18 protein-coding genes and 1 tRNA gene are annotated in these 18,986 nt (G+C 62.3%); 15 read left to right on the forward strand and 4 right to left on the reverse strand.

What is annotated here, in order from left to right:
• Positions 1-74: 74 nt before the first annotated feature.
• Positions 75-707, forward strand: coding sequence for a cob(I)yrinic acid a,c-diamide adenosyltransferase (gene cobO / locus M1E12_RS06995; protein ID WP_479564177.1), 633 nt, complete (start codon positions 75-77; stop codon positions 705-707).
• Between the two features lie 3 nt (positions 708-710).
• On the opposite strand, the gene M1E12_RS07000 is transcribed toward cobO, so the two are convergent.
• Positions 711-1,496, reverse strand: a complete 786-nt coding sequence (locus tag M1E12_RS07000) for a TSUP family transporter (protein WP_479564178.1) — start codon at positions 1,494-1,496, stop codon at positions 711-713.
• A gap of 356 nt (positions 1,497-1,852) precedes the next feature.
• On the opposite strand from M1E12_RS07000, the gene M1E12_RS07005 reads away from it, so the two are divergent.
• The 9 genes from M1E12_RS07005 to M1E12_RS07045 all read left to right on the forward strand — a co-directional run bounded on the left by M1E12_RS07005 (position 1,853) and on the right by M1E12_RS07045 (position 11,368).
• Positions 1,853-3,238, forward strand: coding sequence for a sirohydrochlorin chelatase (locus tag M1E12_RS07005; RefSeq protein ID WP_479564179.1), 1,386 nt, complete (start codon positions 1,853-1,855; stop codon positions 3,236-3,238).
• Positions 3,239-4,125: 887 nt separating this feature from the next.
• Positions 4,126-4,803, forward strand: a complete 678-nt coding sequence (locus M1E12_RS07010) for a precorrin-8X methylmutase (protein WP_479564843.1) — start codon at positions 4,126-4,128, stop codon at positions 4,801-4,803.
• Entirely contained in the window at positions 4,796-6,037 is a 1,242-nt protein-coding gene (gene cbiE / locus M1E12_RS07015; RefSeq protein ID WP_479564180.1) for a precorrin-6y C5,15-methyltransferase (decarboxylating) subunit CbiE, read from the forward strand. The genes M1E12_RS07010 and cbiE overlap by 8 nt, the downstream gene beginning before the upstream one ends.
• Positions 6,034-6,771, forward strand: coding sequence for a precorrin-2 C(20)-methyltransferase (gene cobI / locus M1E12_RS07020; protein ID WP_479564181.1), 738 nt, complete (start codon positions 6,034-6,036; stop codon positions 6,769-6,771). Before cbiE ends, cobI begins: the two co-directional genes overlap by 4 nt.
• The gene (gene cobJ / locus M1E12_RS07025) at positions 6,771-8,612 is read left to right on the forward strand and encodes a precorrin-3B C(17)-methyltransferase (RefSeq protein ID WP_479564182.1); all 1,842 of its coding nucleotides are present in this window, start codon (positions 6,771-6,773) and stop codon (positions 8,610-8,612) included. Before cobI ends, cobJ begins: the two co-directional genes overlap by 1 nt.
• Positions 8,609-9,385 carry a precorrin-4 C(11)-methyltransferase gene (gene cobM / locus M1E12_RS07030; protein ID WP_310238733.1) on the forward strand — a complete coding sequence of 259 codons (777 nt, stop codon included), beginning with the start codon at positions 8,609-8,611 and terminating at the stop codon, positions 9,383-9,385. Before cobJ ends, cobM begins: the two co-directional genes overlap by 4 nt.
• Entirely contained in the window at positions 9,378-9,833 is a 456-nt protein-coding gene (locus M1E12_RS07035; RefSeq protein WP_479564183.1) for a hypothetical protein, read from the forward strand. Before cobM ends, M1E12_RS07035 begins: the two co-directional genes overlap by 8 nt.
• Before the next feature lie 50 nt (positions 9,834-9,883).
• A complete protein-coding gene (locus tag M1E12_RS07040) occupies positions 9,884-10,339 on the forward strand; it encodes a GFA family protein (RefSeq protein WP_479564184.1) in 456 nt (151 codons plus the stop codon).
• 63 nt (positions 10,340-10,402) lie between these two features.
• Positions 10,403-11,368 carry a nucleoside hydrolase gene (locus tag M1E12_RS07045; protein WP_479564185.1) on the forward strand — a complete coding sequence of 322 codons (966 nt, stop codon included), beginning with the start codon at positions 10,403-10,405 and terminating at the stop codon, positions 11,366-11,368.
• 86 nt (positions 11,369-11,454) lie between these two features.
• On the opposite strand, the gene M1E12_RS07050 is transcribed toward M1E12_RS07045, so the two are convergent.
• Complete coding sequence (locus tag M1E12_RS07050) at positions 11,455-11,601, reverse strand: DUF1127 domain-containing protein (protein ID WP_006728511.1); 147 nt, start codon at positions 11,599-11,601, stop codon at positions 11,455-11,457.
• 574 nt (positions 11,602-12,175) lie between these two features.
• On the opposite strand from M1E12_RS07050, the gene M1E12_RS07055 reads away from it, so the two are divergent.
• From M1E12_RS07055 to M1E12_RS07075, 5 genes are all read left to right on the forward strand, one after another.
• The gene (locus M1E12_RS07055) at positions 12,176-13,285 is read left to right on the forward strand and encodes a DUF2157 domain-containing protein (RefSeq protein WP_479564186.1); all 1,110 of its coding nucleotides are present in this window, start codon (positions 12,176-12,178) and stop codon (positions 13,283-13,285) included.
• Positions 13,282-13,857: a GDYXXLXY domain-containing protein gene (locus M1E12_RS07060; RefSeq protein ID WP_479564187.1), complete on the forward strand. Its 576-nt coding sequence runs from the start codon at positions 13,282-13,284 to the stop codon at positions 13,855-13,857. The genes M1E12_RS07055 and M1E12_RS07060 overlap by 4 nt, the downstream gene beginning before the upstream one ends.
• Positions 13,858-14,006: 149 nt before the next feature.
• Positions 14,007-14,091, forward strand: a tRNA-Leu gene (locus M1E12_RS07065).
• 184 nt (positions 14,092-14,275) lie between these two features.
• Positions 14,276-15,754 carry a trigger factor gene (gene tig, locus M1E12_RS07070; RefSeq protein WP_479564188.1) on the forward strand — a complete coding sequence of 493 codons (1,479 nt, stop codon included), beginning with the start codon at positions 14,276-14,278 and terminating at the stop codon, positions 15,752-15,754.
• A gap of 77 nt (positions 15,755-15,831) precedes the next feature.
• Positions 15,832-16,581 (forward strand): MBL fold metallo-hydrolase, encoded by a 750-nt coding sequence (locus M1E12_RS07075; RefSeq protein WP_479564189.1) that lies wholly within the window; start codon positions 15,832-15,834, stop codon positions 16,579-16,581.
• Positions 16,582-16,584: 3 nt separating this feature from the next.
• Here M1E12_RS07075 and M1E12_RS07080 read toward each other — a convergent pair whose 3' ends face one another.
• Together M1E12_RS07080 and M1E12_RS07085 are read right to left on the reverse strand one after the other, a co-directional pair.
• Entirely contained in the window at positions 16,585-17,604 is a 1,020-nt protein-coding gene (locus tag M1E12_RS07080) for an LLM class flavin-dependent oxidoreductase (RefSeq protein ID WP_479564190.1), read from the reverse strand.
• Between the two features lie 142 nt (positions 17,605-17,746).
• Complete coding sequence (locus M1E12_RS07085) at positions 17,747-18,946, reverse strand: MFS transporter (protein ID WP_479564191.1); 1,200 nt, start codon at positions 18,944-18,946, stop codon at positions 17,747-17,749.
• Positions 18,947-18,986 lie beyond the last annotated feature (40 nt).

Here is an 18,986-nt window from a genome sequence, read left to right on the forward strand (position 1 = left end):
AGAGACGATTGCCACATCGGCGCCGATTGCGCGGCTGGTTCGCAGACTGAAACAAGAGCATCTGGGAGTACGACATGACCGAGGAAACGACGAGCAATGCGGAAGCCGATCTCGCCCGTCACGCGGAGAAGATGGCCAAGAAGAAGGCTGCCCGCGACAAAATCATGGCGACCAAAACTGGCGAGAAAGGTCTGATCATTGTCCATACCGGCAAGGGCAAGGGCAAGTCGTCTGCCGCCTTCGGCATGATCTTCCGGCATATTGCGCATGGCAAGAAATGCGCCGTCGTCCAGTTCATCAAGGGGGCGATGTCCACCGGCGAGCGCGACCTGATCCTCAAGCATTTCTCGGATCTCTGCGAATTCCACACCATGGGCGAAGGCTTTACCTGGGAAACCCAGGACAAGGCGCGTGACACCGCCATGGCGAAAGCCGCCTGGGAAAAGGCCAAGGAACTCATCCGCGATCCCTCAAATTCCATGGTGCTGCTCGACGAGGTCAACATCGCGATCCGCTACGACTACATCGACCTCGCCGAAGTGCTGGAGTTTCTCGCGACCGAGAAGCCTGACATGACCCATGTCGTGCTGACCGGCCGCAACGCCAAGGACGAACTGATCGAGCTGGCCGATCTCGTGACCGAGATGGAGCTGGTGAAGCACCCGTTCCGCTCCGGCATCAAGGCGCAGATCGGGGTGGAGTTCTGATCGTCAAATCCCCAGCCACACACGGATCGGGTTGGTCGGGTCGGCAAGCAGGCGGATCGCAAGCGCCACGCAGGTGATGACCAGCAACGGCTTGATCAGGCGAGCGCCGTTCTTCATCGCGAGCCGCGATCCGGTCTGGGCGCCGAGGAACTGGCCGATGCCCATCAGAAAGCCGATCTTCCAGAGCACCACGCCGCCGGCGACGAAGACGAGGAAGGCGCCGACATTCGAGCCGAAGTTCAAGAGCTTGGTATGCGCCGTGGCCTTCAGCATGCCGAAACCGGCAAGTGAGACGAAGGCGAGCATGAAGAAGGAGCCGGTCCCGGGCCCGAAAACGCCGTCATAAAAGCCGATCATCGGGACGAAGGTCAGGCCGAAGGCAAAGGGTGTCAGCCGCTGGTGGCTGTCGATGTCGGAGAGGTTCGGCTTCAGCGCAAAATAGAGCGCGATTGCGACCAGCAGAAAGGGCATGAAGGCCCGCAGCACGTCGCCGGGGACAAAGCTTGCGACCAGGGCGCCGAGCGCGCCGCCGATCACGGCCATTGCTGCCATCGGCAACTGCTTCTTGAGATCCACATGGCCCTTGCGGGCATAGGCGATGGTGGCAGACCCCGCGCCGAACATCGACTGCAGTTTGTTGGTGCCGAGCGTTTCGAGTGGTGGGATGCCGGCAATCAGCATGGCGGGAATGGTGATCAGCCCGCCGCCACCGGCAATCGAATCGATGAAACCGGCGATGAAGGCGGCAATGAACAGCAGCAGCAAGGCTTGGAAAGCGAGATCGACCACGGCGAGACTCAAGGGTTTGGGAGGCGGGCAGGGAAGGTGTCGTCCTTGTGAACCAAAGCCGGGGCGCACGCAACCGTGCTGCATGTCGGTCGGGTCGCAGAGGGGACATTCTGTGGACTGGCGTTTCCGTCACACAAAGCGCCGCAAACCGGTTTGACGGTCGGGTGACGCTTCGCTAAAGCTCAAGGTAATGTGCGACGGCGCCTGTTCGACAGGCTGGAAATAGTCCGGTGCGGCTGACCCAATCAGGGAGCCAATTCCGGAGCTGTCCCAAAGGCCATGGACCACGCCTGAACGGGCGATTGGTTCGGCGCTTCGTACAGGCAGATAAAACGAAGCAGGGAGGCCTTTATCTCATGGCAGAAAAACTCGGAATCATGGTCTGCGGCCACGGCAGCCGCAATCAGAACGCGGCGAAGGAATTCGCCGTGATCGCGGAAGCGCTGCGCGCCCGCAACCCGGACATGCCGGTCGAATACGGCTATCTCGAATTCTGCAATCCGGTGATCGCAGCCGGCCTCGACAGCCTGCGTGACCAGGGTGTGACCCGCGTTCTGGCAGTACCGGGCATGCTCTTTGCCGCCGGCCACGCGAAGAACGACATCCCCTCGGTGCTCAACACCTACCAGGCCCAGAACCCGGGCATGGTGATCAATTACGGCCGCGAACTCGGCATCGATCTGAAGATGATCCGAGCCGCCGGTGACCGCATTCAGGCGGCCGTCGACGAGGCCAACGAAACGCTCGGCTTTGTTGAAAAGCACGAGACGCTGCTGATGGTCGTCGGGCGCGGCTCGTCCGATCCGGACGCCAATTCCAACGCCACAAAAGTCATGCGTATGCTCTGGGAAGGCATGGGCTTCGGCTGGGGTGAAACCTGTTATTCCGGCGTGACCTTCCCGCTGGTCGAGCCGGGCCTGACCCATGCCGCCAAGCTTGGCTACAAGCGCATCGTCGTCTTCCCATATTTCCTGTTCACAGGCGTCCTGGTGAAGCGCATCTACAGCTATACCGACGAGGTCGCGGCACGTTTCCCGGAGATCCAGTTCGTCAAGGCGAGCTATCTCAACGACCACCCGCTGGTGCTCGATGCCTTCCAGGATCGCGTCAAGGAGATCCTCGAGGGCGCGGCGGTGATGAACTGCCAGATGTGCAAGTATCGCGAACAGGTGCTCGGCTTCGAAGCCGATGTCGGCCAGCCGCAGGAAAGCCACCACCACCATGTCGAGGGTATCGGCGGCGGCCTTGAGGACTGTCCGTGCAAGGGCGATTGCGACGCCTCCTGCCGCGATCCCGATTTCTGCCGCGAGCATGGTCTGCCCTGGACGCCAGTGCACAGCCATGCCGATCCGGCGCCGCTGAAGCCCGTGCCAGTCACCGAGGCCTTCGACTATGCAGCCTCCTTCACGCTCGGCGGCAAATATGCTGCTCTCAAGGACAAGACCCCGGATGCAGAACTGCAGGCCGTGATGGACGCCCCGTCCTCCGGCAAGGCAGTGCATCACGAGCATGGACCGAATTGCGGATGTGGTCACCACGACCACCATCATGGACATGACCACAACTATGCCCATGGGCACGACCATGGCCACGACCATGGGCACCATCACCACCATGATGGCCATGATCACGGCCACCATCATCATGGCCACGGCCACGGTCATGATCACCATCACCACCACGCGCCTTATCCCCATGCGGACCATCCGCTGGGGCCGAAGTCGATGCAGAAGAAAAAGTAATGCCGCTCTTCGATCGCATCCTGATCGTCGACTGGTCCGGTGCCGGGCAACCGGTGACCGGCAAGAACTCGCTCTGGGCGTGCCTCGCCCGGCGTGAGGGCGTTGGTCATACGATCGAGTGGATCGAGAATTTTCCGACCCGTCACGCCTTCATGCAGCGGCTCGAGGCCGTGGTCGGCGCAGCCATCGCCGCGGGGCAACGCCTGCTATGCGGTTTTGATTTCGCCTTCGGCTATCCGGCGGGTACTGCGGAACGACTGACCGGGAAGGGCGATTGGCGCGCCCTGTGGCGTAAGATCGCCGCTGAAATCGAGGACGCGCCCGACAACCGCAACAACCGCTTCGATCTCGCCTCGCGCTGGAACGCCACGCATTTTGCCGGTGAGCCGCGCTTCTGGGGACGGCCGCATCAGCATGTCTATGCCGATCTCTCGGACAAGAAGCCGCCTGCACCGACAGAGGCGCCGCTCGCCTTCCGCCGCTCGGAGCAGTTCGCCAAGGGGGCCAAATCCGTCTGGCAACTGACCTATAATGGCTCCGTCGGCAGCCAGACCCTGCTTGGCATCGCCAGACTGTCGCGCTTTCTCGACGAAAGTGGCTACGGTGAACACATCGCCGTCTGGCCCTTCGAGACGGGCTTTGCCACCACGTTTGAAAAGCCCGTCGTCTTCGCCGAGATCTATCCCTCGCTCTTCACGCTGGCCGCACAGGACGAGGTGAAGGACCAGGCGCAGGTTCGCACCGTCGCCGAGGCTTTCGCCCGGTTCGATGTGGATGAGCGACTTGCGAGGCTGCTGGATCGGCCGCCAATGCTTTCAGACGAGGAGGTTGCGACATCGCTCGCCGAGGAGGGCTGGGTGCTCGGCATCGGGCACAAGGAGTTGCTCTTGGGTGAGGTAGATCCCGCTTCGGCAGGTGAGCCTCCGTTACCCCTCGACTACATCCGCGACCCCGCCGAGATCTACCGCCAGTCCTTCGCCACCATCCGCGAGGAAGCATCTCTCGACCGTTTCCCCACGGTCCTCCAGCCGCTGGTCATCCGTCTCATTCATGCCTGCGGCATGGTCGATCTCGCCGATGATGTCAGCTGGTCCGACGGCGCTTTTGAAGCCGGTGCCGCGGCGCTTGAAAAGGGGGCGCCGGTTCTCGTCGATGTCGAGATGGTCCGCCACGGCGTGATCCGACGCCTGTTGCCGGCCGAAAACGAGATCCTCTGCCTCCTGAACGACGAGCGCGTAAGGCCGAAGGCAGACGAAATCGGAAATACCCGCTCCGCCGCCCAGGTCGACCTCTGGGATGAACATCTCGCAGGCGCGGTGGTCGCCATCGGCAATGCTCCGACGGCGCTTTTCCGCCTGCTGGAGCGCATCGACGCCGGCGCGCCGAAGCCGGCGGTCATCCTTGGTTTTCCCGTTGGTTTTGTTGGAGCTGCCGAAAGCAAGGACGAACTGATCGCCAATTCCAGAGGTATTCCCTATATTGCGGTGCGCGGCCGCCGGGGTGGCTCTGCCATGGCCTCTGCTGCCGTCAATGCCTTGGCGGGAGGGCTTGGCACCAATGTCTGACGCCTTGCACGCCCCCTGGCTCACCATCATCGGCATCGGCGACAACGGGCTTGAAAGCCTTACCCCCGAGGCGCAGGCCGTCGTCTGGCAGGCGGAAACACTCGTCATCGGAGAGCGGCTGGATGCGGTCATCGACGGGTCGAACCTGCCGCAGCTGAAGCGCATTCTCACCTGGGGCGCTGGTTTTCGCGAGACACTCGCGGAAATCCTCAAGCTGCGCGGCACGCCCGTGACGATCCTCGCGACCGGCGACCCCATGCATTTCGGCATCGGCGCGACACTCCGGCGGTATGTGGCGGCCGAAGAGATGTTTGTGCTGCCAAGTCCTTCCGCCTTCTCGCTGGCTGCCGCCCGGCTCGGCTGGCCGCTTCAATCGGTGACGCTGATCTCGCTGCATGGCAGGCCGCTTGCCTTCCTCAACCGGCATGTGATGCCGCGCGCCCGCATTCTGGCGCTGACCTCAGATGCCTCGACCGTCCAGGCTGCTGCCGTGCTGCTGGCCGAACGAGGCTTTGGTGCCTCCGTCCTGCATGTGCTAGAACACATGGGGGGAACGCGGGAGCGCATCCTGCGGATGACGGCGCTGGAAATGGCCGAAACCTGCCCGGTCCTTTCGGATTTCAACACACTGGCCATCGATTGTGCCTGGGACGGTCCTTTGCTGGCACCGGTGCCGGGTCTGCCCGACGAGGCCTTCCGTCATGACGGGCAGCTCACCAAGCGCGAGATCCGCGCGGCGACGCTGGCCCAGCTCGCCCCCTTTCCGAATGCCCGTCTGTGGGATGTCGGCGCGGGCTGCGGCTCGATTGCCATCGAATGGATGCGCGCCGGCATGGGCACTAGGGCGATCGCGATCGAGGCAAAGCCCGAGAGGCTGGCGATGATCCGCGAGAATGCCGAAGTCCTCGGCGTGCCCGACCTTGAAATCGTCGAGGGCGAGGCGCCGGCCGTGCTCGCGGGCCTGAAGACGCCAGATGTGATCTTCATCGGCGGCGGTATCAGCGGCGAGGGGCTGTTCGAAGCCTGCTGGGCAGCGCTTGCTCCCGGCGGGCGACTGGTCGCCAATGCCGTGACAATCGAAGGCGAGGCTCGGCTCGTGGACTTGCGCAGCCGCTATGGTGGCGATCTGTCGCGTTTGCAGGTGGCACGCGCTGCCCCGGTCGGACGCTATTGCGGCTGGAAATCACTGATGCCGGTCACGATGTGGACGGCTGTAAAGGGAGAGGCTGAATGACCGGAAAACTCTATGGCCTCGGCCTCGGCCCGGGCGATCCGGAACTGCTGACCCTGAAGGCGCATCGCATCCTCACTGGTTGCCCGGTTGTAGCCTATCCGGCTCCCGATACCGGCCCGAGCTTCGCCCGCCAGATTGCAGCCCCTTATCTGACCGCCGCCCAACTGGAAGTGCCGATCATCGTGCCAATGCGGGTCGAACGCTTCCCGGCCCAGGACATTTACACGCAGGCTGCCGAGACGCTGTCGCATCATCTCGATGCCGGCTCTGATGTCGCGGTCCTCTGCGAGGGCGATCCCTTTTTCTACGGCTCCTTCATGTATCTCTTCGAAAGGCTCGCAGATCGTTATGCGACCGAGGTCGTGCCCGGCGTTTCCTCGATGATGGCGGCAGCCGCGGGTCTCGGCCGACCGCTTGCTGCCCGCAACGACGTGCTGACGGTGCTGCCGGGCCCGCTGCCGGACGATGAGCTCGCCGCACGGATCGCGGCATCTGGCGCTGTCGCCATCATCAAGCTCGGCCGGCACTTTGCTCGCATTCGCGCGCTGATCGAGAGCCTCGGGCTGACGGCGCAGGCGGGTTATGCAGAGCGCGTGAGCCTTGCCGAACAGAAGCTGACGCCGCTTGCCGACGTGATAGAAGAGACCGCGCCCTATTTCTCGATGATCCTGATCTACAAGGGCGACGAGCGCTGGCATCCGGCACTCGCGAAAAAGCTTGGAAGCGGGGCCTGATGACGGGTACCGCCGCATCCCCGGCCAAACCGGCTGTCGTGATCCTGAGTGAGGCCGCCGCTTCTCTTGGCCGCCGCATCGCGGCGGACGTCGGCGGCGAGCTGCATGGCGCCGCCGCCCGCGTCGTAGAGGCTGATGTGCGATTTGCGTCGGCCAAAGACCATGTGCAGACGCTGTTTGCCGCCGGCCGGCCGATCATCGCCGTGATGGCCGCTGGTGCTCTGATCCGGCTGCTCGCCCCGATGCTCCTGGACAAACACGCCGAACCGCCAGTGCTGGCCGTCGCCGAGGATGCGTCCTCCATCGTGCCGCTGCTCGGCGGTCACCATGGCGCCAACGACCTCGCACGGCAGATTGCATCCGCCCTCGGTGCCCATGCCGCGATCACGACGGCCGGCGACCTGAAATTTGGTGTAGCGCTCGATCAGCCGCCGGACGGCTATGTGCTGGCCAATCCCGAGAGAGCCAAGGCGGTGATGGCCGAACTTGTGGCCGGCGCTGGCGCCCGGCTCGAGGGTGCATCTGCCAACTGGCTCACACAATCAAGACTTCCATTTGAACAAGAGGCCCGCGTGACGCTGACCGTGACCGACCAACAGAAGACCGCAGGCGAGCTGGAGCTCGTCTATCATCCGAAGACGCTGGTGCTCGGCATGGGCTGTGAGCGGCATGCAAAGCCGGAAGAGGCAATTGCCTTGGCCGAGGAGGCGCTTGCCAAAGGTGGTTTCGCGAAGACAAGCCTCGCTGCCGTCTGCTCGATCGATCTGAAGGCAGACGAAACGGCGATCCATGCGGTGGCCGCCCATTTTGGCGTGCCGGCCCGCTTCTTCACCGCAGCCACGCTCGAAGCGGAAGCGCCGCGTCTGAAGAACCCCTCCGAGGTCGTCTTCGCCGAAGTCGGCTGCCATGGGGTGGCCGAAGGCGCAGCGCTTGCGGCTGTCGGCGCGTCGGGCGAACTCGTTGTCGAGAAGATCAAGTCCAAGGGGGCCACAGCCGCGATTGCGAGGGCCGCTGATATCGTCGACCCGAAGAAGACAGGCCGTGCCCGCGGCACGCTTTTCGTCGTCGGCATCGGCCCAGGCTCCGAGGGCTGGCGGTCGCCCGAGGTCTCGCGCATGGTACAGGCCTCCACGGATCTTGTCGGTTATTCGCTCTATCTCGACCTGCTCGGCCCGCTCGCCGACGGCAAGACCCGCCATGATTTCGACCTCGGCAAGGAAGAGGCCCGCGTCGTGCATGCGATGGAACTGGCGGGTGAGGGCAAGACGGTGGCGCTGGTCTGCTCCGGCGATGCCGGCATCTACGCCATGGCAACGCTGGTGTTCGAACTCTTCGACAAGGGCGGCATCACCGACGCCGCGAGCCGTATCGAAGTGCGGGTCTCGCCGGGCATCTCCGCACTCCAGGCCGCCGCCGCCCGGATTGGCGCGCCGCTCGGCCATGATTTCTGCACTATTTCGCTCTCCGATCTTCTGACCCCCTGGGAACATATCCAGCGCCGTGTGAAGGCAGCAGGCGAGGGCGATTTCGTCATCGCCTTCTACAATCCCGTCTCGATGAAGCGCCGCACGCAGCTGGCTTACGCCCGCGACGAATTGCTGAAATATCGCCCGGCCTCGACCCCGGTGATCCTCGCCACCAATCTTGGCCGCGAGGGCGAAAACGTCCGTACCGTGCCTCTGGGCGAGTTGAACGTCGACGATGTCGACATGCTGACCGTCGTGGTGGTCGGCTCGTCCGAGAGCCGGACTGTGACGACTGGCGACGGCAAGACCTGGGTTTACACGCCTCGTGGTTATTCGGGGAAGGCAGACAGTAGCATGAAGGGAAGTGAAGCATGACCGTCTATTTCATCGGCGCCGGCCCGGGAGCCCCCGACCTCATCACCGTGCGCGGCCTGCGCCTCATCGAGCGCTGCCCGGTCTGCCTCTATGCCGGCTCGCTGGTGCCGGAGGAAATCGTCAAGGCGGCTCCTGAAGATGCCCTCGTCAAGGATACCGCTCCCATGCATCTCGACGAGATCATCGCCGAGATCGAGGCGGCGCATGCGCGGGGCGAGGACGTCGCCCGCGTCCATTCCGGCGACCCGTCGATCTACGGCGCGATCGCCGAACAGATGCGCCGGCTCGATGCGCTCGGCATCCCCTATGACGTCGTACCCGGCGTGCCGGCCTTTGCCGCGACGGCTGCCCGGCTGAAGACCGAGCTGACGCTTCCCGAGATTGCCCAGACGGTCATCGTCACGCGCACCGAAATGAAGGCATCCTCGATGCCGGAATTCGAGACGCTGGAGATCCTCGGCAAGTCGCGGGCGACGCTTGCGATCCATCTGTCGATCCGCAATCTCACCCATATCCGCGATACGCTCACGCCCTATTATGGCGAGGATTGCCCTGTCGTCATCGCCTATCGCTCCACCTGGCCGGACGAGCTCTTCATTCGCACCACCTTGAAGGACATGGCCGAAGAGGTGCGCAAGGCGAAGATCACTCGCACTGCCCTGATCATGGTCGGCAAGGTCTTCGGCCATGTCGAGTTCCGAGACAGCGACCTCTACAATTCCGATTTCAGCCACGTCCTGCGCAACGTGGGCAAGAAGAAGGCCCGTGGCTGACGCGCGGCCTGGGCAACAGGTCAGGTCGGCGGCTTACCGCTACGCGGTCTTCCTCCTCGCTCTCCTGGCCGGTTGCGTCGTCACAGGCGTGATGTCGTTCATCTATCTCTCGACATACTTCTCCCAGGGGCCGCTGCGGGATTTCCGGGGCTATCTCGGCTACAACGTGATCGACAGCGGCACCCCCTGGCAATGGACCTTCAACATCCTGATGTGGGGGCTCCCGGCCCTGCCTCTCTGCCGTCTGATTCTTGAGTGGATGAGTGGCGTTCGGCCGGCATGGTGGCGAATAGGCGTCGGTTACCTGGTTCTTGGCCTCGTCATTTATGCGTTTGGCACGCTTGCCTATTCGACCGAGATCGATCGCATGCTCCTGCTTATCGCCGGCATGAGCGTGATCCTGACCGCCGGCTACGATTTCACCCGTCGCTGGATTGCCGTCTGCTGACGGTGCTAGGGTTGTGCTTGAGACCAGACAGCAAGGGAGCGTGTAGATCGATGACAGCATCAGACAGTGTGATGCAGGGTGGCTGCCGGTGCGGCCAGGTCACGATGAAAGTGAAGGGCCGGCCGCTGATGACCATGGCCTGCCATTGCAAGGGATGTCAGCGCATGACCGCCAGCGCCTTCTCGCTGAGCGCCCTTTTTCCGGAACAAACCGTCGAGATTGCCGGCCTCGAGCCGGTGATCGGCGGCATGCATGGCGAATTGCGCCATTACTTCTGCCCGCATTGCCTCAGCTGGATCTTCACGCGCGCCGAGATGCTCGGGCCGCTCATCAATATCCGCGCAACCATGCTGGACGGCGCGGCCGATCTGCCGCCCTTCATCGAGACCTGCGTGTCGGAGAAGCTGCCCTGGGTCTCGCTGCCGGCAATGCACAGTTTCGAGAAATTCCCTGCGATGGAAGACTTTCCGAAGCTGATCGGCGAATTCGCCGAAACCGCGCCGTGACTGCTTCCTTGTTCCCGAGGATTGCGATATGGAACCCGCTTCCTCAGACAGGACGTCAACCTCATGCATAAAGTCATTTTCGATACGGACCCGGGCGTCGATGACGCAATGGCGCTGCTCTTCCTGCACCATCATCCCGACGTCGACCTTCTCGGCATCACCACCGTCTTCGGCAATGCCGAGATCGACATCACGACCCGCAACGCGCTGTTCCTGAAGCGGGAGTGGAAGATTGTTGCGCCCGTCGCCCGCGGCGCCGGCGAGACATTCATCCCGCATCGCGTCAGCCATGAGCCGCCGAAGTTCATCCATGGCGATGACGGCCTCGGCAATATCGGCGTGCCCGAGGTGACGGATGTGCATCCCGATCCGCGTCCGGCCCATCGCTTCCTCGTCGAGACCATCCGCGCCAATCCGGGCGAAGTGACGATCGTGGCCGTCGGCCGCATGACCAACCTCGCCAACGCGCTCAAGGAAGACCCGGAGATTGTGGATCTCGTCAAGGAGATCGTCATCATGGGCGGCGCCTTCGACGTTAACGGCAACGTGACACCGGCGGCCGAAGCCAATATTCATGGCGATCCGGAAGCCGCGGACGTGGTGATGACGGCGAAATGGCCGGTCGTTGTGGTCGGTCTCGATGTCACCATGCAGACGGTAATGACGCGGTCACAGCTTGCTGACATCAGGGATGCCGCCGGCACCAGCCGCGCGCGTCTGCTGTTCGATCTCTCGCAGTTCTACATCGATTTCTACGAAGGCCTGGTCGACGACGGCATGGTCGTGCATGACAGCTGCGCCTGCGTCTATGTCGTCGCGCCGGAACTCTTCAAGACCCGCAGCGGCGTCATCCGCGTGGTCTGTGGGGGCATAGCTGACGGTCAAACGATCCAGAAGCCCGATGGTCGTGGATTCGGTCCCTCCGATTGGGATGGCGATCTGCCGAGCCAGAAGATCTGCACCGAGATCGATGCACCGGCTGTATTGAAGCTGATCCACGACGTTATCGTCTCGGTCCGCGAGGACTGATCGCCCATCTGCAGACAAAGAAAAACCCCGGATCTCAGAGGAGATCCGGGGTTTTTTATTCGTAGTCCGGACGGTTCTCGACGAGATCAGCCGTTGACGGCGTGACGAGCAACGCGACGGATGTCTTCGCGGCCGATGCCGAGGTCACGGAGTTCGCGGTCCGACATGCGGCCGAGTTCGGTGATCGTCTGACGGTACTTGCGCCAATTGTTGAGCGAGCGAGCGATGTTCATTTGGGTCTACCTCTTTGGTGGTTTGGACCCATCCGTGGGCCCCTTCGAATTTGTTGATCCGAATATATGCTGCGATGCGAAATGATTGAAGACATAAAGCGGTAAAGCACCTATGCGCCGAACGCATACCAATCGATTTAACGCTTTGTTAATTGACGCTTTTTTGAGCGTTTGCCTGCCTCAGGACAGCGACTGCCAAACAGGCGCGATTCGACCTAACAATCATTCGAGATGGTGGGTGAGGAGAGTGAGGACAAAAAAATAACGCTCACCGGGGGAGGAGGTCCGGTGAGCGTCATTTTTACAGGCCAACGACTGGGAGGAGGAGTGTCGTCGGCCAATCGATCCCGCTTTGGGAGGAGGAGTAAGCGGGTCGAAGAAGAAGCGCCAGAAGTTCCGTCGCTCTGTTGATGATGAATATAAGCGAGACTTACGACTTTGTGCAGTGCAAAAAGAGCATGGAAGGCATGCGGATCTTGCATGGAGATGCTAGGCTCGCGGTACGACCGTTCCGGCCGCCTTGTCTTTCCGTCTGTGCCGCTGCAGATTGCCACCACGGCAAGGGGGAATGTGCATGTATAGAGGCAGGTTGAAGCGCGACCTCGACGACTGGGTCAAGCGAGGGCTGATCGATGGCGCCACTGCGGGCAGATTGCTCGAGGATGTGGATCGCCGCGGTCCAAGCTTCAGCATCGGCTCCATCCTGTCGATGTTTGCGGCGGTCCTGATTGCTGCGTCCCTGCTGATGCTGATTGCGGCCAATTGGGAGCTGATCCCCCGCCTGACCAAGGTGGCGGGTATCATCGGGCTGATCTGGATCTTCCATATTGCAGCTCTTGTGGCGAGGGCGCAGGGTGCGGACCGCATCGCGGCCGCTTCCCTCGTGCTCGGTGCAACCGCCTTCGGTGGCGCCATTGCGCTGATCGGCCAGCTTTATCACCTCTCAGGCGACACCTTCTCGGCGATGTTCCTGTGGTTCTCCGTCACCATTGTGTCCGCTGCCCTTTTCCGGTCAGGGGCGCTGACCGTCACTGCCGGCGCACTGGCGCTTGCGACCTTTGCCGGCAGCTTCGAGAGCTTCGGCTGGGATGTCGGCAGCCATGGGCTCTGGGCCTGGTGGCCGCCCTTCGGCGCGGCCGCCATTTTCGGATTGGCGCGGTGGACAGGTGCGGATCGGGCGAAACATTTCGGCTATATCCTGCTCCTGGTCTGGGTCTGGTGGATGGTGATCCTCGAAGGGGGAGAGCTTCACGCACTCGCCGTTGCCATTGTCGCGACGGTGGCCTTCCTGGCGCTCTCAGCCCCGGGTTCGCCGCTTGCCGCTCTGCACCGCCGGCTGGGTGCCTCTGCGAGCTTCTACTTCCTGGTCATGGCTCTGAGCGGTTTCGCCTATGTTCAGGGAAGCGTCATGGATGCGGCGTCGATCGCGGTTCTCGGGATTGTCATCCTCGGGCTTTCGATCGCAGCCATTGCGCTGGAAGGGCGGGACAATGGTGCCGTCCGGTTTCTGGCTTACGGCGCCTTCGCGGCAGAGATCCTTTACCTCTCCTACGAGACGATCGACAGCATCCTCGGCACCTCGGCTTTCTTCCTCCTGTCCGGCCTTGTGGTCGCCGTTCTGGCCTTCGTCGTCATCCGTCTGGAGAAACGTTTTTCCCGTCCCGTGCCTGAGGTGAAGTCATGATCGCCGCAAGACCCTTTGCCGCCGTCGCACTCGCCATGGCTCTGCTGCAGACCGCCATCCTCGGCTACATGATCGAGGGGCGGGCGGGCATATTGCGGTCCGGAACGGAAGTCCTCTTGAAGACGGCACCTGTCGATCCGCGCGATCTGCTGCGCGGCGACTATGTGATCCTGACCTATGATGTCTCGACCATCTCGACGACCTCGATCATCGGGCAGAAACCGGAAACCGGTGATGCCGCGCGATTGCATGTCCGTCTCAAGCCGGGAGCCGATGGCTTCTGGACCGTGTCGGAGGCATCCTTCGACCCGCTTCCCATCGAAGACGGCAGCGTGGTCCTGCTCACGCAACCCGTGACGATCTACGATTGGGAGTGGCAGAATGCCGGAAACCTCACGGTTTCCTACGGCATAGAGCGCTTCTACGTTCCGGAAGGCGAGGGCAGGCCGATCGAAGACGGCCGCAACGAGGGCCGGGTCTCTGTCGCAGCACGTGTCTCCGAACATGGCCAGGCACAGATTCGCGCATTGATGCTGGATGGTGAGCCGCTTTACGAAGAGCCGCTCTACTGACGACTGCCATTCGCCCTCTGCAAAGCCTGTGAAGCCTGCCCAGTGGGCCCTGCAATCCTGTCATTTTTCCTTTGCGTGCGGGAAAACGGGTGTTATAGAGACGCGCGCTCCGGAGGGGCCATGCGCGAATGCGGCATGCGCTTTTGGACGCGGGTATGGTGAAATTGGTAGACACGCCAGATTTAGGTTCTGGTGCCGCAAGGCGTGGGAGTTCAAGTCTCTCTACCCGCACCAGCTAAGCCGCGCGGGATCGATGAGAGAAGCACCGAGGTGTGGCTCCCGTCAGTCCGGCGCCGTTTTGCTTGGCAGATTGTTGACGATTGCGACGCAGCCACGTCCGGAAAAATCAATTCCGGCGTCGTGCTCAGGGAAAACACCGGCTGTCCGAGCACGGCCGCCACGACATGAAGGTAAGAACATGCAGGTTACAGAAACGCTCGCTGAAGGGCTGAAGCGCGAAATCAAGGTCGTCGTTCCGGCCAAGGACATGGAACAGCGCATGAACGAGCGTCTGGCCGAAGTGAAGGACAAGGTCCGCATCAACGGCTTCCGCCCGGGCAAGGTGCCGGTTGCACATGTCAAGAAGATGTACGGCAAGTCGATCATGGCTGAGCTCGTCAACGAAATCATTCGTGACAAGCCGTCGGCGATCCTGTCGGAGCGCGGCGAAAAGTCGGCGACCCAGCCGGAAATCGTCATGACCGAAGACGAGAAGGAAGCGAAAAAGATCCTGTCGGCCCAGGCAGACCTGGAGTTCACGCTCTCCTACGAAATCATCCCGGCGATCGAACTGAAGTCGGTTGACGGCATCAAGGTCACCCGCGAAGTGGTCGATGTCTCGGATGAAGAAATCAACGAGCAGATCGAGAAGATCGCCGAAAGCGCCCGCACCTTCGAGACCAAGAAGGGCAAGGCTGCTGAAGGCGACCGCGTCACCATGGACTACCTCGGCAAGGTCGACGGCGAAGCCTTCGACGGCGGCAAGGACGAAGACGCAGAGCTGGTCATCGGCTCGAACCGCTTCATCCCGGGCTTTGAAGACCAGCTCGTCGGCGTCAAGGCTGGCGATGAAAAGGTCATCACCGTAACCTTCCCGGCCGACTATCCGGCAGCCAACCTCGCTGGCAAGGAAGCCACCTTCGACATCACCGTCAAGGAAGTCGCAAGCCCGGCCAAGACCGAAATCAACGACGAACTGGCCACCAAGCTCGGCGTCGAATCGGTCGAGAAGCTGAAGGAAATCGTGCGCGGCCAGATCGAGAGCCAGTACGGCAACGTCACCCGCCAGAAGGTCAAGCGTCAGATCCTCGACCAGCTCGACGCGCTCTACAAGTTCGAGTCGCCCTCGAAGCTCGTCGACGCCGAGTTCGAAAACATCTGGCGCCAGATCAACACCGATCTCGCTCAGTCCGGCAAGACCTTCGCTGACGAAGACACGACGGAAGAAGCAGCCCGCGAGGAATACCGCGCGCTTGCAGAGCGTCGCGTTCGCCTCGGCCTCGTTCTCTCTGAAATCGGCGAAAAGGCCGGCATCGAAGTAACCGAAGAAGAAATGCAGCGTTCGCTCTTCGCCCAGCTGCAGCAGTTCCCGGGCCAGGAAAAGCAGATCCTCGACTTCTTCCGCAACACGCCCGGCGCTGCCGCTTCGCTGCGCGCGCCGATCTTCGAAGAAAAGGTCATCGACAAGCTGCTCGCTGAAGTCTCCGTCACCGACAAGAAGGTGACGAAGGAAGAGCTGCTGGCCGACGACGCCGAAGAAGGCGACAAGCCGGCCAAGAAGGCAGCCCCGAAGAAGAAGGCTGCTGCCAAGGCTGACGACGCTGCTGAAGGCGAAGAAGCCGCTCCGAAGAAGAAGGCAGCACCGAAGAAGAAGGCCGCCGAAGGCGACGCTGAGTAATCTTCGTTCGATGATGAGTTGAGAGAAAGCCGTCCCTTGGGGCGGCTTTTTCGTTTTCGGCACGGAAGGCAGCACGCATGCAGATCACGCTCGTTCGCAACGCCACCCTGATCGTCGACATAGCCGGCCTCCGGCTTCTGATCGATCCCTGGCTTGCCGGCAAAGGTGAGGGGAAGAACTATTCCGGAAGGGGTCCGTCACCGCTCGTGGACCTGCCGATGCCGATCGAGGACATTCTGCGCGGTATTGACGCGGTGCTCGTCTCCCACCTGCATTCCGATCACTTTGATGAGATAGCTCAGACTTCGATTGGAAAGAGCCTGCCCATGCTTTGTCACGCGCGCGATAAGGCCGCCATTCTCGCCATGGGCTTCCAGGACGTCCGCGCCATCGGCTATGGGATCGCGATGGGCCAAGTCCGCATCCGCACCACCGACGGCCGCCATGGCCCGCCCGAGGTGCTCGACGACATGGGAGAGGTCTCGGGTTTCCTCATCGAAGCCACCGGAGAGCCAAGGCTCTACTGGGCGGGCGACACCATTCTGTGCCCGGAGGTGGAGGCGGTGCTGACGCAGGAGCGGCCGGATGTCGTGGTGCTTCACGGCTGCGGCGCCTTGTGGAACGGCAAGGGACCTCTGGTGATGGATTTGGAGATGATTGCGCTCACGCTCGACCTTGCGCCCTTCGCGCAAGTCATCGTCACGCATCTCGAGGCCGTCGACCATGCGACCGTCTCGCGGAAGGATCTCCACCGCCTTATCGCGGCCGGCGCAACTGGCGCCGACCGTCTCGTCATACCGGATGACGGGGAGATCCTGACGTTCTGAGGGTCAACGCCAGCCGAGAGCCGGCGCGATATGGGCCAGGATAGACTCGATCACATGGGCGTTGTACTCGACGCCGAGCTGGTTCGGCACCGTGAGCAGGAGCGTATCGGCCTCAGCAATCGCCTCATCGCGCCTCAGCTCATCGATGAGTTGATCCGGTTCCGCGGCATAGGAACGCCCGAAGATGGCGCGGGTGTTCTCGTCGATATAGCCGATCGAATCCTGATCCTTGTTGCGGCCGAAATAGGCACGGTCCATGTCGTTGACGATGGCGAAGATGGAGCGGCTGACCGATACCCGCGGTGTCCGGCTATGGCCGGCTTGCGTCCAGGCGTCGCGATACGCACGGATCTGTTTCGCCTGCTGGATGTGGAAGGGTTCGCCCGTCTCGTCGTCCTTCAGTGTCGAACTCTGCAGGTTCATGCCGAGCTTTGCGGCCCAGACGGCGGTCGCATTGGACCCGGCACCCCACCAGATTCGATCGCGCAGGCCTTCCGAATGCGGCTCGATCCGAAGGAGGCCCGGCGGGTTGGGGAACATGGGGCGTGGATTTGGCTGCGCGAAACCTTCGCCCTTCAAAACGTCCAGAAAGACTTCGGCATGGCGGCGCCCCATATCGGCATCGGTCTGGCCTTCTTCGGGCTGGTAGCCGAAATAGCGCCAGCCTTCGATCACTTGCTCTGGCGATCCGCGCGAGATCCCAAGCTGCAGGCGTCCGCGCGAGATCAGGTCGGCGGACCCGGCGTCCTCTGCCATGTAGAGAGGGTTCTCGTAGCGCATGTCGATAACGCCGGTGCCAATCTCGATCTTGGATGTGCGTGCGCCAACGGCGGCAAGCAGCGGGAAGGGAGAGGCAAGCTGGCGTGCGAAATGGTGAACGCGGAAATAGGCGCCATCCGCCCCGAGCTCTTCGGCCGCGACGGCAAGATCGATCGACTGCAGGAGGGTATCCTGCGCCGAGCGCGTGCCGGACTGAGGCGAGGGCGACCAATGGCCGAAGGAGAGGAAACCGATTTTCTTCATGATGTCATGCCTTTGTGACGGGTGTTGTCCCCTAGATGGCATCGGGAACGGCCTTCACCAAAGAGAGCTGGAGGTGACAGACTGTTTCAAGCGGGAAGACGCGCCAGAAGACACCTTCTCATCCCACAACAGAGTACGAATTTCACGACTGCCGTCGCTCCACGAGGAGCAGTCCGCTGACCCCCATCACGGCGAGCGCCAGTCCCAGCCAGGCGGTGCCCTGGTAACCGAAATAGTGGGAGCCGGCCGCAAAAGTTCCGGCACTGACGGCATTTCCCAGGAAGGAGTTGATCGGCATGAAGGCAGTGCCGAGACCCGGCTTGGTCGGAAAGAGGTCCTGGAAATAGGTGATCGGCAGCGACAGAAGTGCCGCCGCCGCCGCCGCGCCCGGGAGCGCGAGCATGTAGAAGTGCCACGGTTCTGTCGCGAAGGCATAGCCCACCATATGCAGGCCATAGAGGAGAGATGCCCCGACGATCAGCGTCAACAGGTTCACCGTCTTCAACAGCGATGCCGCAAGCAACATGAACGGGATTTCGATGAATGCGATGAGCGCTGCGATGAAGCCGACATCGCGCGTCGAGCCGCCGAGTTCGAGGGTGAGAATGAGCGGCCAGATCATCGTCGCAAGCCGGGTGGTCCCCGTCACCGCCGCCATTGCGATCATGCGCACCAGCATGTCAGCCCGCACCAGTTCCCGAAGTGCCGTAAAGAACGCCGTACCGCCATTGGCCGTCTTCTCATGAGACGGTTTTGGTGCTGCGAGGAGAAGAAGCGCGCTGACGGACACAATGAGGGTGCAGCCGGCGGCCGCGCCCCAGGCGCCGAGCATGTTGGGGGATCGGGCCAGAACGATCCCGAGCACCGCCGGCATCACAACCCAGGACGCGGACATGAACGAGCGCACGGTCGTGTTGACGGCGGCGGTGTCGCGGGGCGAAAGCGCGGCTGTTTCAATTCTTGCGGAGGCAAAAAGCAGGGAATGCACGGCCTGGGCGAAGGGAATGATGAGGGCGGTGGCGACCACGAAGACCGGGATCGACGGAAAGAGGAAGATTGCGCCGTAACCGAAGGTGCCGGCGAGCGCCAGCACGGCGATCATCCGGCGCTTGTCGCCCATCCCGTCTGACAGGATCCCGAGCGACACGCTGATCGCCACCGTCATGATCGAGGCAACGACGGTCAGTGCCGAAAAGACCTGATCGCTCATGCCGAGAGCGCCAATGGCGGTGACGCCCAGATAGGGCAGGGTGGAGCCATAGGCGCAACCCTGGACGAAGATCATGATGGACAGGACGACCAATTGCGGACGTGCCGCAATCTGGCGGAGCGAGGAGGACATGGGCGACTCGGGGGAGTGACGAGAAGAGGCGCATGCTTAG

This window comes from Rhizobium sp. K33 (assembly GCF_056501445.1).

Excerpts from the sequence above, each read along its gene's own strand:
- cobO (WP_479564177.1), top strand. The coding sequence starts at position 75 with ATGACCGAGGAAACGACGAGCAATGCGGAAGCCGATCTCGCCCGTCAC.
- M1E12_RS07005 (WP_479564179.1), top strand. The coding sequence starts at position 1,853 with ATGGCAGAAAAACTCGGAATCATGGTCTGCGGCCACGGCAGCCGCAAT.
- cbiE (WP_479564180.1), top strand. The coding sequence starts at position 4,796 with ATGTCTGACGCCTTGCACGCCCCCTGGCTCACCATCATCGGCATCGGC.
- cobI (WP_479564181.1), top strand. The coding sequence starts at position 6,034 with ATGACCGGAAAACTCTATGGCCTCGGCCTCGGCCCGGGCGATCCGGAA.
- cobJ (WP_479564182.1), top strand. The coding sequence starts at position 6,771 with ATGACGGGTACCGCCGCATCCCCGGCCAAACCGGCTGTCGTGATCCTG.
- cobM (WP_310238733.1), top strand. The coding sequence starts at position 8,609 with ATGACCGTCTATTTCATCGGCGCCGGCCCGGGAGCCCCCGACCTCATC.
- M1E12_RS07040 (WP_479564184.1), top strand. The coding sequence starts at position 9,884 with ATGACAGCATCAGACAGTGTGATGCAGGGTGGCTGCCGGTGCGGCCAG.
- M1E12_RS07045 (WP_479564185.1), top strand. The coding sequence starts at position 10,403 with ATGCATAAAGTCATTTTCGATACGGACCCGGGCGTCGATGACGCAATG.
- M1E12_RS07050 (WP_006728511.1), bottom strand. The coding sequence starts at position 11,601 with ATGAACATCGCTCGCTCGCTCAACAATTGGCGCAAGTACCGTCAGACG.
- M1E12_RS07055 (WP_479564186.1), top strand. The coding sequence starts at position 12,176 with ATGTATAGAGGCAGGTTGAAGCGCGACCTCGACGACTGGGTCAAGCGA.
- M1E12_RS07060 (WP_479564187.1), top strand. The coding sequence starts at position 13,282 with ATGATCGCCGCAAGACCCTTTGCCGCCGTCGCACTCGCCATGGCTCTG.
- tig (WP_479564188.1), top strand. The coding sequence starts at position 14,276 with ATGCAGGTTACAGAAACGCTCGCTGAAGGGCTGAAGCGCGAAATCAAG.
- M1E12_RS07075 (WP_479564189.1), top strand. The coding sequence starts at position 15,832 with ATGCAGATCACGCTCGTTCGCAACGCCACCCTGATCGTCGACATAGCC.
- M1E12_RS07080 (WP_479564190.1), bottom strand. The coding sequence starts at position 17,604 with ATGAAGAAAATCGGTTTCCTCTCCTTCGGCCATTGGTCGCCCTCGCCT.
- M1E12_RS07085 (WP_479564191.1), bottom strand. The coding sequence starts at position 18,946 with ATGTCCTCCTCGCTCCGCCAGATTGCGGCACGTCCGCAATTGGTCGTC.